Origin of the sequence: Rhodopirellula sp. JB055, assembly GCF_043100905.1 — a bacterium.
Taxonomy (GTDB): domain Bacteria; phylum Planctomycetota; class Planctomycetia; order Pirellulales; family Pirellulaceae; genus Rhodopirellula.
The window spans coordinates 1-14,175 of record NZ_JBICHO010000450.1 but is presented as its reverse complement, the minus strand read 5'-3'; the positions used below and the strand labels follow the sequence as shown (position 1 = coordinate 14,175).

Sequence of the window (14,175 nt, the reverse complement as noted above, 5' to 3'; positions counted from 1 at the left end):
GATGCCGCGGCCGGGCACGTGGTCCCAGCCCTCGGTGTGGAAGTACACGTCGATCTCCGGGGTGTCGGCGATGCCGGGGATGCGGTAGTCCTCCAGGTTCGCGGTGAGCACGGTGCCGGTGGCCGGGTCGTCGCGATGCGTCTCCATGAGACCAGATCGGTTGCCCCTCGACCAAGGTGATTCGTTGGTTCATCCAGTCCTTTGCTTGAGGGATCGTTTGCTCGATGTGTTGGACCGACTGTCCAGCACGTTTGCCGCTGGTGAGTTGGCAACGGAGATGTTTTCGTATTGGACGCGCCCATCTGCGAACTCTTGAATCAAACACGAATTGCCATGTGCCCCGCCCAGGCTCCATTCGATGACATGTGTCGGGTTCGATCGCTTAAACCTGCTGGAAGATATTGCGCTGGCCGGTCGCCTGTTTTTTGTGCGTTGCGGCATTGTTTTGAGGCAATCCCGCCAGCTTTTGATGCGAGCCTGATGTTTTGAAGGGCGTGGGACGGTGCCTCCGCCGCAAACACGACCTAAGAAACGACAAAAAGAACAAGATTTTCCGTTCCGTAGAGGGTGATCTGCGTCACCTAGAGGCTCGCTGGGGTGGGGTGAGTGCCCTTGTTGTGGGCCGATTTTATCGTGTGCGCATTTTCAAGCAAATGGTTTGCAATCGGTGTTGTCGCAAAAAGGCGGGGTGCTGACGCGGAATGATCGTTGCGTGCAATCGCTGCAATCAAAGGATCGAGTTCACTTGATGTCCTTTGGCCGCATCCCAGTTTTATTGAGAGACCTATGTTGAAGTATCCGTTTATGTCGTCGCGTTCCGACTTGCTTCCGAGAGGCACCGATCACACGTTTCGTAACCAACGTGGTTTCACTTTGGTTGAACTGCTTGTGGTCATTGCGATCATTGGCGTGTTGGTTGGTTTGCTGCTGCCGGCCGTGCAGTCTGCTCGAGAGGCCGCTCGCCGGATGAGCTGCAGCAACAACATGAAGCAGATCGGATTAGCACTTCACAACTATCATTCCGCATTTAAGTCGTTCCCCGCATCAGGGCGACCTGAGAACTACACCGCGAATGGTTGGGCTCGGAAGTCATCGTGGTTCATCGCGATCTTGCCGCAATTGGAACAATCCGCCATCTACGACGGCATTGATTTTTCGGGGTCGTCCTTTGACGGGATGAGCGCGAGTTGGGCTGCACCCGTTGTTCATTGGAAAGAAATGGATCAAGCGCGTGTGCCAGGATTCTGGTGTCCTTCTAGTGTGCTTGCGAAAACGCATTCGTATCCAACGAATGATGCGACGCAAGCGTTGGGAGCACCTGCCAATTTGGAAGTTCAGATACCTGACTATGCCGGTAACAGTGGTTGCAACTTTACCGGTGGAACCATCGATGATCACCCAACCGCCGTGTGGGATTGGGGGGGCGTTCATGCTGACAACGGTTTCTTTGGCATGAAGATGCGATTCGATTCGCCGTGGCCTGGTACCGAGACCCGATTCGCTTCGATGTTGGACGGAACATCCCACACCATCGCAGTGGGTGAGCAAGGCGGCGTTCACGGAACCTTCAACGATCACCGCGCCGGAGCAACGCTCGGCGGGATGTGGTCATGTGGAACCGCGACGGCTGGAAGCTCAAAGAATAACTACGTCGTGACTCGTTACCCGATCAACTACTCCGGTGATGATTGGCCCTCGTGGGGTGGATTGAACTGGGACGGCGGTTGGGCGAAAAACGGAATGGAAACCGCATTCAACAACACCGCGTTTCGATCGCAGCACATTGGCGGTGCTCAATTCGTGATGGGCGACGGTTCGGTGCATTTCATCACGGACAGCATTCAGTTCGAAATTTACACGGCGTTGATGGATCGTGCCGACCGGTCCGCGATGGAGGGACTTGAGTGATGAATAAGATCAAAAAAACAGCGTCGAAAGATTGGAATCGCAATCAACGGACCAGGTTGTCGGCCATGCCATTTTTGCTGATCGGTTTGATCGGCGTGTTGTCCGGCTGTGGCCCATCGGGACCTGAGATCGCAGAGGTTTCTGGGGTGGTCAGCATGGGCGGGAATCCTGTTCCCGGAGCTTCGATCACGTTCTATCCCGTTTCTGGTCGACAGTCGTTTGGCAAGTCGGACCAAGACGGGCGCTACACGCTGGAATACGCCCAGGATCAACCAGGAGCAGTGACCGGGCAGCACCGAGTCAAGATCATGACGGGCGGGATGGGAGCACCCAGCATGCCGATCGGCCCTGGGGAGAGTCCCAGCAAATCACGAACACGTTCCAAAGGAATGGAGCCACCCAAGGAAGTCACACTTTCCGAGATGGTGACAGTTGAGTCCGGTTCGAACGAAATCGATTTGACGATTCCTTCTTCTTGAGCGAATCGTCTCTCACTGATTGGGGATGCAGGAACGATTGGTTGAATCCGGTGAGTCGATTGGGTATTCGCCGCGGTTGAGTGCGGGCACCAAGAACCCACCGGATTTGATCCGTTCATTTTGCATGTTGGGCAGGACATTTGTCTGGCTTTCATTATGATGTTTGAGATGAATCCAATTCCATCTCATTCGGCAGACGCCCACGAACCAGCTTGCTCGTCCATCGGACCTCGAACCTTCTGGTTCGAGGTTGTCGTTTCATTGATCGCTCCGGCCGCTCTGGTTTTCTTGCTCGTCATTGTGACCTGGATGCAACAAGGATTTGTCGCTGGGATTCGTTGTGGGATGGATTTGATCCGGCCGGTCGGCTTGATTTGGCTGGGCTTGCTGGCTCTCGCGACTCATGCGATTCGCCAATGGCGGCGGGGGACCGTTTCTGTTTTCAAGCCGACAGCATGGTTGATTGGGTTTGCCCTGTGGGGAATTGTTGGCAATGCAGGGTTTGCGAATTGGATCAGTTCCTTGGTTGAAAGCCCGCTGGTGTCAGAACCTCACCCGGCGTTGGAGCAGCGGTCGGTGGATCGGCCGCTGGATGCCGTGGTTGTGTTGGGAGGCGGTTCCTTCGCGATTGCACCTGGTTTCTACGAACTGGGGCGAGACGGCGAGCGAGTGATCTCAGCCGCTCAGGCGTACCATGCCAAGGCAACACGCGCGATCATCGTGACGGGATCTTCCACCGATGGCTACGAACCGCCATGGAAGCAATCGACCCAGTTGCTTCTCTCTTTGGGCGTTCCGGAGGAGGTGATTTTCCGGATCGAAGGTGTCAACACTCGAGCGGAGATGAAATCGTTGAAGCAATTGATGGAGTCACCGCCGTCTGAGTGGAAGGAACGCTGGACGAAAGAGTCGATGGATTCCGGTGAGCCCCAGGTGGGGCTGATCACGAGTGCCTTTCACATCCCGAGGGCGATGCGTTTGGCCGGTAACGCATCGTTGGATTTGATTCCGCTGCCTTGCGCGTTCCGCACTCGAAACAACCCGCGACCTTGGTTGGCATCGTCGCTGGTTCCCGGTGCCGGTTCACTGGATGACGTTGGCAAGATGTTCAAAGAAACCGTCGCGAAGATGGCAGGGCAATGAACTGTGCCGGATGGCTACAGATTCAGTTTTTGCAAAGTCGGTTCCAGGGCGGCTTTCCATTTGGAGTAACCGGCTGCGTTGGGGTGCAGCAAATCGGGGAATTCTTCCTCTTTGGCATCGCCGTGCTCATTCGCAAAAGGCGTCCAGGTGTCGACCAAGTGAACCGTTGGGTTCTCGTTGGCGATCTCAGTTAGCAATTCGTTGATGCGTTTGATTTGTGACGCGGGGCGAGATTTGGTTTCGCTGCTGGGCATGACCAGGCACAGCACGATCGGCATTTCTGCATCGTGTGCGTTGAGTGCTTCAACGATCAGGCGAACATTGCTGGCGATGGTTTCTGGTGAGGCATGTTCTTCGAGGTCGTTGGTTCCCATCAGCATGACGACGGCTTTCGGATCCAGGTCCAGCACGTCTGCTTTCAATCGATACAGCATGCCGCGAGTCGTGTCGCCGCTGATGCCACGGTTGGCGACCTTGCGGTTTTTAAATGCGCCGCGAAAGTCGTCTGCCCAACCTTGGGTGATGGAGTCGCCAAGAAACACGATTGCGTTTTGGTCTTGTTGGGATCGGGCATCAAAGGTACTTCGGCGTCGCTGCCACACTTGCTTCATCCAATCGTAGCGGCGGACCGGTCCGGTGCCGGCCATCGACTCATTGGTTTCCGGGATCAAGAATTGTTTTTCGGCGGTTGCGGTGTCGTCCTGTGCTATTGCCGGTAAACCGAGCGAGAGCATTCCGGCTTCCAACCCAACGAACACGCAAAGAACGCGAAGACCTGAAAAACGACGTGGATTCATGGGGGCAAACTCTGGAGGTGAAACGAGGTGAGGCCGCCTTAGTTTATCATGGAAGGCATCGGAAAATGAAATCGGACAATGATGTCGCAGCCCAATTCACAATGGAGGAACCAATGTCCAAGCCGAAGTTGACGTTGGTCGCGATGAGCGGGCTGAGAGTCGGACACGAAGGTCTGTTGCAGCGTGGGCTAAAGTTGCCTGGCTTGGCCCGGCGAGCGTCGGCGCTATCGCAGTTGCCTCCGCTGGGATTGCTGACGATCGCGGCCTTGGTGCCCGAGACTTGGGACATCGAGTTGCTCATGGATGACGGTGTCACCGCCGTGAGCGAAGTGGCTGAGCAAATTTTGTCGGGAAAGTCGTCGACTCAGCCAGCCATGGTTGCGTTTTCGGCGTTGACACCGTCGGCCGATCGGGCGGCACGAATCAGTCAGCTGGTTCGGCGCCGCAACGTGACCACGGTGATAGGTGGCTTGCATGCGACGGCGACTCCCGATCACTGCCGCCCGCACTTTGACGTTGTGGTGCAGGGCGATGGCGAAAGCACGTTTGCGAAGTTGCTATCGGACTTCGCAGGCGGACGGGGAAGGGATTCGTATCGAGCCGATGGATCCTTTTCGCTTGGCGATTCGCCGCTGCCACGATGGGATTTGTTGGGCGACCATTCTCCGCCGCGGTACACCATTCAATCGATGCGAGGGTGTCCGTGGGCGTGTTCCTTCTGTGCGGCGAGTCGATTGTTGGAGCCGGCGAGAGTCAAACCGGACGAACGGTTCGAAGCCGAGTTGAAGGCGATCGCGAGTCGGAAGGCGCGTCCTTGGATTGAGTTGGCGGATGACAACACGTTCGCCAGCGGTCGCGATCATGGACCGATGCTGGAATCATTGCGTCGGCACGGAGCAAGATGGTTCACGGAATCCGATTGGCGAATCGCGAAGCAACCGGAGTTGCTATCGCAGATCGCAGAGAGTGGTTGCCGGCAGATCCTGGTCGGATTGGAATCGAACGTGTTTCGTTATCCAGGCATGGGAGCCAAAAACGCAGATTGGCAGCGCATGTTGGAGGCCGTTGATGTCATTCAAGAGGCGGGCATCGTGGTCAACGGTTGTTTGATCGTCGGAGCCGATGGCGAAACGCCGGAGTCGATGGAAAGACTGGGGGACTTTTTGGAAGAAGCCCCAATGGGTGAGATTCAGTTGACGTTGCAGACGCCGTTTCCTGGAACCAGTCTGTATGATTCCTTGTTGCGGTCGCAGCGTTTGTTGCCGGGCGACTTTTCGCGTTACACGTTGTTTGATGTCGTCTACCAGCCAGATCAAATGACGGCGGAGCAATTGCAAAACGAATTCAATGACTTAGTCGGACGTGTGTTTCGACCTGAGGTTCAATCCCGACGCGATTCCATTCAAAAGCGAATCCGATCCTCACGCCGCAGCCCAGGAAAGCGATCATGAGTGATGTTGCAGACCGTGATTCAATGACGTTGCGTTTGCGAGACCCGTTGTTGTTTTTGTTTGGGGTCGAATCTTCGATTCGTCGCGTGCTTCGATGTCGTTGGGCGATCGGATTGGGGCTGGCGCTGGTGGCGACCGCGTCGATGGCACGCGAGTACGACGCGGTCAGTTGGCTGGACGCACCGCAGGATTTGCTCGGTCCGTTCGCAGCGTCACTGGTGATCTGCACGGTCTTGTTCATCGTCGTTCAGATCTGTTTGGCGATGACGGGTGTGAAGCGAGATCCGTCGAAAGGTTTGGTTCGTGATTACCGGATCTTTTTGACGGGGTACTGGATGACGGCGCCGCTGGCGTGGTTGTATGCGATTCCGATTGAGATCATGGCGGATGAAATGACATCGTTGCGTTTCAATCTGACGTTGTTGTCAATCGTGTCCATTTGGCGGGTGCTGTTGTTCAGTCGCGTGGTCGCGTTTCAGTTTGGTTTGCGATTTTGGGTGCCGCTCTTTTGGATTTTGGTGCCATGCATGGTGATTGCATTCTTTGCACTGTTGTCCGCGCAATTGTCGATGGTTTCATTGATGGGTGGCATTCGGCTGACGCAAACTCAGCAAGTATTGATGAATTATCAATCGGCCGTCGCGGCGGGGTGTTTCTACGGCATCATCCCCGTTTTGATCGCTGCGATCGGTTCGATTGCGATGTCGAGAAGTCCGAACCATCGTTCGGAAGAAATTGGTCCAGACAAACTGTCGATGGGGCGGACCGTTTGGGTGTGGCCCGCGGTGTCAGGCGTGACTTTGTTGGTAGGGGCTGTTTTCTTTCAACCGAAACTCATGCGTTCGGCAAAGGTGGACGATCTGTTGCGCACGGGGGCCATCGAGGACGCGATCGCCATGATGGACGCCAACGGGGAGGCCGCGTTTCCGCCGGTTTGGGATCCGCCGCCAAAGCATCCCAGTCACAGTGAACTGCGTCCAGAGATCACACGGGTCGCCGACGCCATTGAGGCGATGAATCCACCGCCGTGGATTGCAGACCGATTGATGGTGCAAGCCGACGAGATTGCGCTCCGGCAAGAAGGTTGGTTTCATGGGACTGCGGATTTGGATTATGTCAGAACGACAATCGGTTACTTGAACGCAGAGACACTGGACCGGATGCTGTTGACGCTGGAGCAAATCCAATCGCTGAACGTGGGGGATCAGGAAACAAGAGAGCACCGCGACGAATTGATCCAAGCGATCCAGGCCGCTCGGGCAACAGTCCAAGAGGAAGAAGACACGGCGTCCAGTGAGACGGCGGAGTTGCCATCATCGAACGAGTCGAGCGATGAGAAGCAACTGAGCGCTGAGTGATCGCGGTGGAGTGACGACGCAGTGCGTCCGTCCATCACGGCATGGATTCCAAGTGACGCTTGGCTTCGTTAACGATCTCGGTTGCCCAGGATTGTTGCTCGTACAGCGTGACAATTCCTTGCAAGACCTTTGTTTTCTCTTCCGGTGCAAGTGACATCGCGGTGGTGAGGCGAAGTTGCAAGGATTGTTGTCGTTGAGTGTTCGCGATTTGATCGGAAGGGGTGGCATTCAGACGAGCGAGTTCGTCGCGAACGAGCGTTTCCAGTTTCTCCAAATCGCGGCTTCGAAGCCGGTGTTTCAGTTTCTGGCCCGGAGAAAGAGATTGGCCGGTGGATTCGGGATCAACCTCAATCGAGTAGACATCCAACCACGCTTGCAGATGTTTCACCGCGTCCGGACCGGACGTTTCTCGAAGCGATAGAGCCTGCAAAAGAGCTTCCTCCGCGGGCGGCAACTGAGCGGCCGAGGCCGTGGATCGGGAGCGATTCTTGAGTTGCCGATACGTGGATTCGAGTTGGGCGGAACGTTGCCAGTGCAGGACTTGTTCGGCGTGTTCGTTGTCCGGGTAGGTTTCCAAGAACAGATTCATCCGCGAGAGTTCGGAAGCCAGCGTCCCGTTGAGTTCGGCTGTTTCAAAGGACTTGTACAGCGTGGCAGCGGATGGGGTGCGAATCGAAAACAGGAACAACGCTACGCCACCCAGGAGGATTAAGACCATGCCGGCAATCGAGGCCCAGTGCACCCAGTGATTCTCAGGGTTTTCTGACCGATGACGGTCCGACAAGTAGCCACCAGGTGTCACGGACGAGTCGATGGTTTGGAAGTGAGTCTTGGCTGCTTCCTGTTTATTCTTGGATTGCGTCAACGATTCGTTGGTGCTGGTCATTGCCGGATCGGTCAATGGATCGGCAAGGTTGCTGGGGTGTTCGTTGGCGAGGACTCGTCGACCCGTCAGGTGGTCTCCACCGGTTTCGTTGGTCGGCAAGTCCGGCGAAATTTCGCGAGAAGCATCGGTGTGATGATGGCCTCGCGTGTCCAGGTTGCCTGCCAGGTTGGGTGGCAACTCGGGAGTGAACTCTTCGTCACCGAGTTGGGTTCGGGAGGCTTGTTCGTTCAGCGTTCGGCCGCGTTGCAATCCTGCCCGGGTGGCTTTCAAGCGGTTCATGACGGCGAGCGCGGTGGGGGGGCGATCGGCCGGATCTTTCTCCAGCAACTGATGCACGATCTCGACGACTTCGGCTGGAAGATCGGGATTGATCAGATCCAGCGGCACCGGGCGATCTCGCTGCAAGGCTTCGACGACCTGCGTGACTTTCTTCCCAGCAAAGGGGGCTCGCCCAGCCAACATCGCGTACATCACGCTTCCGAGTGCATACAAATCGGTTCGAGGCGTGATCGCGTGACTGCCGGCTTGTTCGGGTGCCATGTAGTCAGCGGTGCCGAGGACCGACCCGTGCAATGTTTGTTCGCCAAAGCCAAATAGTTTGGCAATTCCAAAGTCGACCAGTTTGACCTGTCCGGCGTCGGTCAAAATCAAGTTGGCTGGTTTGAGGTCGCGGTGAATGACACCAATGTCGTGAGCGTGTTTGAGCGCTGCGCACACTTGCGAAGCGATGTCCAATGTTGGCAGCCAACCAAGTCGTTTGACGTCGCGAATTCGTTTCTGAAGCGTTTCGCCACGAACCAATTCCATGGAATAAAACAATTGGCCGGCTTCTTCGCCGTAGCCAATCAGGCGAACGATTCCGGGGTGGCGAAGGCGACGCAAGGTTTCGACTTCGGCGTCGAATCGCCGACGGAATCGCATGTCGTCGGCGACGTGTTGCGCGATCAGTTTCACGGCGACTTCTTCGCCGGTTTTTGCGTGACGAGCCCGATAGACCGATCCCATGCCACCGCGTCCGATGACACTTTCAATCTGATACGGTCCGAGGAGTTCAGGCTCAGCCATCAAGGTCCGTCCAATCGCCTCTTGGATCAGTGAAAATTTCCGTCGGCTCGCCTTCTTCGGTGAGTGTTTGGATTTTTTGGCGTGTGGTTTCGACCGATTCCGGATCCACGAAAGGTTGCAGTTTGATGCGGAAGGATTTCGTTTCTCCAGCACCGATGTCGACCAAGCGACCCTGTTGTTCTTCGAAGTCACGTCGGTTTGGGAAACCGGTGGCGGGTTCCATACCGGTCACGTACCCGTCGGATTCCGCGGCCGTGTTTTTCCATAATACAAAGGCTGGCAGCGTCGATGTTTTGTAGCTGACCGCGAAACCGCGATCTTGTTCAGGAGACATCAGCATCGCATGCGTGTAGCCGGTTTCATCGGCGCGAGGGCGGCCGAAGTAGACCCGCTCGGCTTGACCAGGCGTCGGACCGTCGAATTCATCCCAGCGGTCCATTTGTTCGGCGGCGTGAGCGTCTTTGGGGGCCAATTCGTCCAAGGCCGTCACCAGGCGGCTTTTTTCTCCCAGGATCGGGGATCCGAGATTGATGTGGTAGAGCAACTGCATCGTTTGCGGTGTCTCCAGTTCATTGGTCACGTCGTCGAGCAGTTCGACTTCGGTGCGATCGGCGTGGATGCGAATTTTGGATCGCATTCGAAAACGCTTGAAAAACAGGCGAGTTTCGACGGTGTCGGCGATCAATTCGACTCGGCCACTGGCTTCGTCAAATTCGACGGACAACGAATCGGCCGGCGTGTTGGCGATGTGCCCGTGCAGAGGGTATTCCAGTTGTCCGTTCGGGGCGTGCTGTGGAGCGCCGTTGCTGTGCAGTCCGCAGCGGACGACCAATTCGTCGAAACCCGATAGCCAGCCCAATCCGCTGGGTTCGGAAACGGGGACGTGGTTGGGATGAACGGGGCCAATGACCGGGGAGTGCCAGCCGAAACGCACGCCGTCGCATTCAATTCGCCAGATCGACATGCCACGAGTCGGCAGGACATCCACGTGCATGCGGCTGTTTTTCAGCCGGACGATTTCCACGCCTTCGCTGACTCCGCCGCGAAAAATCCCGTGGCGGATGGTCCATTCTCCCACTCGGGTGGTCAGGTCCAGGTGCAGGGGACTGGTCGTGTCCCACTGGATTCGTTGCTCACGGTCGTCAACTTCTCGGACAACGATGGATTCGGTGGCCATGAAGGGCTTCCAATTCAATTCGAGTGTGGCGTGCGAAGCCGGGGCATTCTGGACCCGGCCACTGAACTTGTATAGACCTTCACATGGGCCTAGAACATGTCGCGGAAACGATTTGGGTGCAATTCGTGTCGATTGTCTTCCACGCGAATCAACATCCCTCCTCCCCATCTCACCCGCCTCCCAACCGAGCACCCGATGAGCACCGTGAAGTTAGACGAAGGATTCATTCAGGGCGACAGCGTTTCCAGTATCCTCGATTCTGCCATGGACGCCCATGGTGGTGTACTGCGGTTGACTCCGACCTGGGTTCCGCGTTCGTTTTTGCACCCCGGACGCCGAATCAAATTGCATCCTTCGGATTACTATCGATTCGGTGCGGATCGAGGCGGAATTGACGAACGTTGGTTCGGCAGCACCACGGACGCGGCCAACGAAGGCCGAGTGTGGCACGAAGGCCAAAGTTTTTGCTTGTTCGAAGGCAAAAAATTCATGCTCAAAGATGCCGTCGCAGAACGTGGCAACGACATCGTCGGCGAAGCGATCTATTCGAAGTACAACCGTTGGCCGGTGTACTCGAAATTCTTCGACAACATGGGGCCGATCCCGCACCACATGCACCAGTCGTTCGAAGACGCGGAATTGGTCGGCCAAGAAGCCAAACCGGAGAGTTATTATTTCCCGCCGCAGTTGAACAACGTCGACAACCATTTCGCGTACACGTTCATGGGATTGGAACCGGGTACGCAGCCTGTAGACGTGCGTCGTTGCCTGGAAAACTGGATCGCAGGCGACAACGGCATCTTGGATCTCAGTCGCGCTTACCGTCTGAAACGTGGCACCGGGTGGTTGATCCCACCGGGAGTTCTGCATGCTCCGGGGTCGTTGTGCACGTACGAGCCACAGTGGGGCAGCGACGTATTCGGCATGTTCCAATCGATCGTCGAAGGCCGCTATGTGCCTTGGTCGTTGCTGGTCAAGGACATGCCCGAAGACAAGCACCAAGACCTCGATTTTATCGTCGGTCAATTGGACTGGGACAAGAACGTCGACACACACTTCAAGAACAACAACTACCTCGAACCAGTTCGCGACGAAAAACGCAGCGGCGATGGCTACGAGGACCTGTGGGTCGTTTACGGCACCGTCAATGGCGCTCAATTGTTCAGCGCGAAAGAGTTGACGATTGCTCCCGGTGCCAAGTGCGTTTTGAAAGACGGTGCTGCCAGCAGTTGGATCACCGTTCAAGGCCGCGGCCGGATCGGTAACCTGGACCTGGAAACTCCCGCGATGATTCGTTTCGGCGAGAACACGACCGACGAAGTGTTCATCAGCCACGTGGCCGCCACCAACGGCGTCGAGATCGAAAACTTGGGCAGCGAACCCTTGGTCGGCCTGCGTTACTTCGGCCCCAACGCTCACACCGACATTCCAAAAGCCGGTAGCTGAGCTGATTCGTTCCGAACGAATTGCGGTCCATTCATGAAATGCGAGTGTTCCTCCGTCTGGGACGCTCGTTTTTTTGTGCGCCGCGCGACGAAACGAATGGTCGGTTTCAACCAACAGCGGGGGATCTCGGTGGAGAATCGCGATGCGGAATGGAGCGGTGTTGCGGTTCGTTCCGGCAATGTTTGCGAGACGTGCCCAAGACAGGATGGATGCGACTTGTCGACTTTGAGTTGAGACGATATCCTGCCGCTTTGCCCGCGGATGTGGCGGAATTGGCAGACGCGCTAGACTCAGGATCTAGTGCCCGATAAGGGCGTGGAGGTTCGAATCCTCTCATCCGTACTTGATTGAAATTCAACGAATTAGCCTCCTTTTGGGCCGCTGTGATTGAAACGGCGACCGGCAAGGAGGCTTTTTTCGTGGTGTTTTTGTGTTCTGAGCTTTTGTAACAACCGACACGCACTCTCAATTTGATTGCAGTGGATGGACCGGTTGTGACGATGCAACGGATTGTGCGGAGGGGCTTTCTGCACCGGCGAGCGAGAAAATCGTTCAACCGATTCATTCGAACACAAGGTGGCACCGTGACCGGCAAGCTCATTCGATTCAATCAACGGAAACGTTCCGCAAAATTGGCGTCCGCGAAACGTGTTGCCCTTGCGTTGGCAATTGCAACAACGTCGACGATGGGCGTTTCAGCTCAGCGTCCCAATCAGCCTCAACTGAAGCACCTCAATGTGCCGGTATCAGTGGCCGATTCTGTTGCAACTCGCTTGAGCCTTCAGTACCTCGATCAACCGGGCGTGACGATCACTCCCGACGACCGTCCAGGTGGTGGTTTGTTGGTGTTGGCTCCACCGGATTTGCAAGACAAGATTGCTGCGGATGCCGCGACATTGTCCAACAGTTTGGCACAGGTCGCGGGGCCTCAATCCGCGACGCCGATCACGGTGCACTTGGTCAACATCACTTGGCGAGAAGTCGAGGATGCCCTGCGAATCATCGCTGGTGAAGACGTGCCGGTCACGACCAGCCGTAACGGCGAGCGAGCGTCGTTCACGTTGACCATGGAAAAACGTGGCGGCACCGCGACGCGAGTCGAAGTCGATCGGCGTGCCAACGCTGTCACGCTGACGACCAGCCCGCTGATGCACAACACGTGGCGGAAGACCATCCAGGCGATTGACCAGGCCCCACGTTTCGCCGGTGAAGAAACCCGCGTGTACATGTTGCAACACGCCAAGATTGCTTCCGTGCAGCGTGCGATTCGGTTGCTGCGAGACTTGGACCCGAAGAGTCGTTCGGGCACGTCGGCACGTCCCGCTTCGAACCGAACTCAAGCCAATTTCCGAACCGCGGCTTTCCAAAACGACGGAGGCACCGCGGCACCGGAAGGAGCTGCGGATGTGGCCGCTGCTGATCCAGATGCCGAAGGCACGGATCCTGCCGGACCCATCGGTGACCCCGAAATTCAGTTCGTTCCTGAGTCCGGGCTGATCATCGTCAAAGGTAACAAACGCGATATCCAACGCGTCATGGATATCGTCAAAGACATCGAAGAGAAGAGCAAGCTGACTCAGCCTGAGATCGAAGTGCGTCAGCTTCAGCATGCCGATTCCAATGCCGTTGCCGCTCTGCTGACACAGCTTTATGAAGACGTGTTGTCGGCTCGCCAAGGCGACGTCAGCATCACCGCTCTGGACTCGCCAAACGCGTTGCTGTTGATCGGTCGCAAGGAAGCCATCGAAGCGGTCAATGATCTGATCGAAAAGATTGACCAGCCGATTCCTGACACGGATCGTTTGCGTGTCTTCCGATTGCAACACGCTTCGGCAACCGACGCAGAAGCCACCATTCAAACGTTCTTCACCAACCAACCTGGTGGTGATGAAGAGAATCGGCCCGGGTTGGGTGTTCGTGTTCGTGTCACCGCTGACTACCGAACGAACTCGTTGATCGTCAGTGCGTCGCCACGCGATCTTGCGGAAGTCACGCGTTTGGTGGAGGAGATCGACGTTCAGAAGACTCCTTCCACCGCCGAAATCAAGGTCTTCCCGCTGACAAACGCTCGTGCGGAAGACATGGTCGAAGTTTTGCAAGACGCGATCTCGGGCGAGCCAGAGAACATTGCCGGTGATACCACCGCTGCTTCGACATCGTTGTCGATCGTCGCGTTGAGTTCGCCTGGCAATCCGATTCTCGATTCAGGGGTCTTGAACGGTGCCGTGATCACCGCGGACAGCAACGTCAATGCAGTCGTCGTTCGCGCACCTGCCGGGGGCATGGCTTTGATTGCCGAGCTGATTCGTCAGCTCGATCAGACGCCCGGAATCGATTCGCTAGTCAAAGTGTTCACGATCGAAAACGGTGACGCGACTCAGTTGACCACCGCCCTGCAGAACTTGTTCGGCGAAGATGCTGCAACCAGCGGGACCAGCGTCGGTGCAGGGAACCTTGGTGAATTG

At 56.3% G+C, this 14,175-nt stretch carries 10 protein-coding genes and 1 tRNA gene; 8 read left to right on the top strand and 3 right to left on the bottom strand.

Translation table 11 applies throughout. The features are described from left to right. The first annotated feature begins 804 nt into the window (after positions 1 to 804). The 3 genes from ACF8AM_RS17670 (at position 805) to ACF8AM_RS17660 (ending at position 3,530) form a co-directional block, all read left to right on the top strand. A complete protein-coding gene (locus tag ACF8AM_RS17670; RefSeq protein WP_392556910.1) occupies positions 805 to 1,908 on the top strand; it encodes a DUF1559 domain-containing protein in 1,104 nt (367 codons plus the stop codon). After that, positions 1,908 to 2,387, top strand: coding sequence for a carboxypeptidase-like regulatory domain-containing protein (locus tag ACF8AM_RS17665; RefSeq protein ID WP_392556909.1), 480 nt, complete (start codon positions 1,908 to 1,910; stop codon positions 2,385 to 2,387). Before ACF8AM_RS17670 ends, ACF8AM_RS17665 begins: the two co-directional genes overlap by 1 nt. 168 nt (positions 2,388 to 2,555) lie before the next feature. Then, positions 2,556 to 3,530, top strand: coding sequence for a YdcF family protein (locus ACF8AM_RS17660; protein WP_392556908.1), 975 nt, complete (start codon positions 2,556 to 2,558; stop codon positions 3,528 to 3,530). 14 nt (positions 3,531 to 3,544) lie between these two features. Here ACF8AM_RS17660 and ACF8AM_RS17655 read toward each other — a convergent pair whose 3' ends face one another. After that, a complete protein-coding gene (locus tag ACF8AM_RS17655) occupies positions 3,545 to 4,327 on the bottom strand; it encodes an SGNH/GDSL hydrolase family protein (RefSeq protein WP_392556907.1) in 783 nt (260 codons plus the stop codon). 113 nt (positions 4,328 to 4,440) lie between these two features. On the opposite strand from ACF8AM_RS17655, the gene ACF8AM_RS17650 reads away from it, so the two are divergent. Together ACF8AM_RS17650 and ACF8AM_RS17645 are read left to right on the top strand one after the other, a co-directional pair. Next, positions 4,441 to 5,778, top strand: coding sequence for a B12-binding domain-containing radical SAM protein (locus ACF8AM_RS17650; RefSeq protein WP_392556906.1), 1,338 nt, complete (start codon positions 4,441 to 4,443; stop codon positions 5,776 to 5,778). Beyond that, on the top strand, positions 5,775 to 7,136 hold the full coding sequence (locus ACF8AM_RS17645) for a hypothetical protein (RefSeq protein ID WP_392556905.1): 1,362 nt from the start codon (positions 5,775 to 5,777) through the stop codon (positions 7,134 to 7,136). The genes ACF8AM_RS17650 and ACF8AM_RS17645 overlap by 4 nt, the downstream gene beginning before the upstream one ends. 34 nt (positions 7,137 to 7,170) lie before the next feature. Here ACF8AM_RS17645 and ACF8AM_RS17640 read toward each other — a convergent pair whose 3' ends face one another. Together ACF8AM_RS17640 and ACF8AM_RS17635 are read right to left on the bottom strand one after the other, a co-directional pair. Then, positions 7,171 to 9,087 carry a serine/threonine protein kinase gene (locus tag ACF8AM_RS17640; RefSeq protein WP_392556904.1) on the bottom strand — a complete coding sequence of 639 codons (1,917 nt, stop codon included), beginning with the start codon at positions 9,085 to 9,087 and terminating at the stop codon, positions 7,171 to 7,173. Next, positions 9,080 to 10,264, bottom strand: a complete 1,185-nt coding sequence (locus ACF8AM_RS17635) for an aldose 1-epimerase family protein (protein WP_392556903.1) — start codon at positions 10,262 to 10,264, stop codon at positions 9,080 to 9,082. Before ACF8AM_RS17635 ends, ACF8AM_RS17640 begins: the two co-directional genes overlap by 8 nt. A gap of 195 nt (positions 10,265 to 10,459) precedes the next feature. Between ACF8AM_RS17635 and ACF8AM_RS17630 the strand changes: the two genes are divergently transcribed. From ACF8AM_RS17630 to ACF8AM_RS17620, 3 genes are all read left to right on the top strand, one after another. Next, positions 10,460 to 11,710: a hypothetical protein gene (locus ACF8AM_RS17630; RefSeq protein WP_392556902.1), complete on the top strand. Its 1,251-nt coding sequence runs from the start codon at positions 10,460 to 10,462 to the stop codon at positions 11,708 to 11,710. A 257-nt stretch (positions 11,711 to 11,967) separates the two neighbouring features. After that, a tRNA-Leu gene (locus ACF8AM_RS17625) sits at positions 11,968 to 12,052 on the top strand. 242 nt (positions 12,053 to 12,294) lie between these two features. Continuing rightward, positions 12,295 to 14,175, top strand: a 1,881-nt coding sequence (locus ACF8AM_RS17620; RefSeq protein ID WP_392556901.1) for a secretin N-terminal domain-containing protein, incomplete at its 3' end; no start/stop codon positions are given.

What these genes read in the sequence shown, in the direction of transcription:
- ACF8AM_RS17670 (WP_392556910.1), top strand. Translation starts at nt 805, where the DNA reads ATGTCGTCGCGTTCCGACTTGCTTCCGAGAGGCACCGATCACACGTTT.
- ACF8AM_RS17665 (WP_392556909.1), top strand. Translation starts at nt 1,908, where the DNA reads ATGAATAAGATCAAAAAAACAGCGTCGAAAGATTGGAATCGCAATCAA.
- ACF8AM_RS17660 (WP_392556908.1), top strand. Translation starts at nt 2,556, where the DNA reads ATGAATCCAATTCCATCTCATTCGGCAGACGCCCACGAACCAGCTTGC.
- ACF8AM_RS17655 (WP_392556907.1), bottom strand. Translation starts at nt 4,327, where the DNA reads ATGAATCCACGTCGTTTTTCAGGTCTTCGCGTTCTTTGCGTGTTCGTT.
- ACF8AM_RS17650 (WP_392556906.1), top strand. Translation starts at nt 4,441, where the DNA reads ATGTCCAAGCCGAAGTTGACGTTGGTCGCGATGAGCGGGCTGAGAGTC.
- ACF8AM_RS17645 (WP_392556905.1), top strand. Translation starts at nt 5,775, where the DNA reads ATGAGTGATGTTGCAGACCGTGATTCAATGACGTTGCGTTTGCGAGAC.
- ACF8AM_RS17640 (WP_392556904.1), bottom strand. Translation starts at nt 9,087, where the DNA reads ATGGCTGAGCCTGAACTCCTCGGACCGTATCAGATTGAAAGTGTCATC.
- ACF8AM_RS17635 (WP_392556903.1), bottom strand. Translation starts at nt 10,264, where the DNA reads ATGGCCACCGAATCCATCGTTGTCCGAGAAGTTGACGACCGTGAGCAA.
- ACF8AM_RS17630 (WP_392556902.1), top strand. Translation starts at nt 10,460, where the DNA reads ATGAGCACCGTGAAGTTAGACGAAGGATTCATTCAGGGCGACAGCGTT.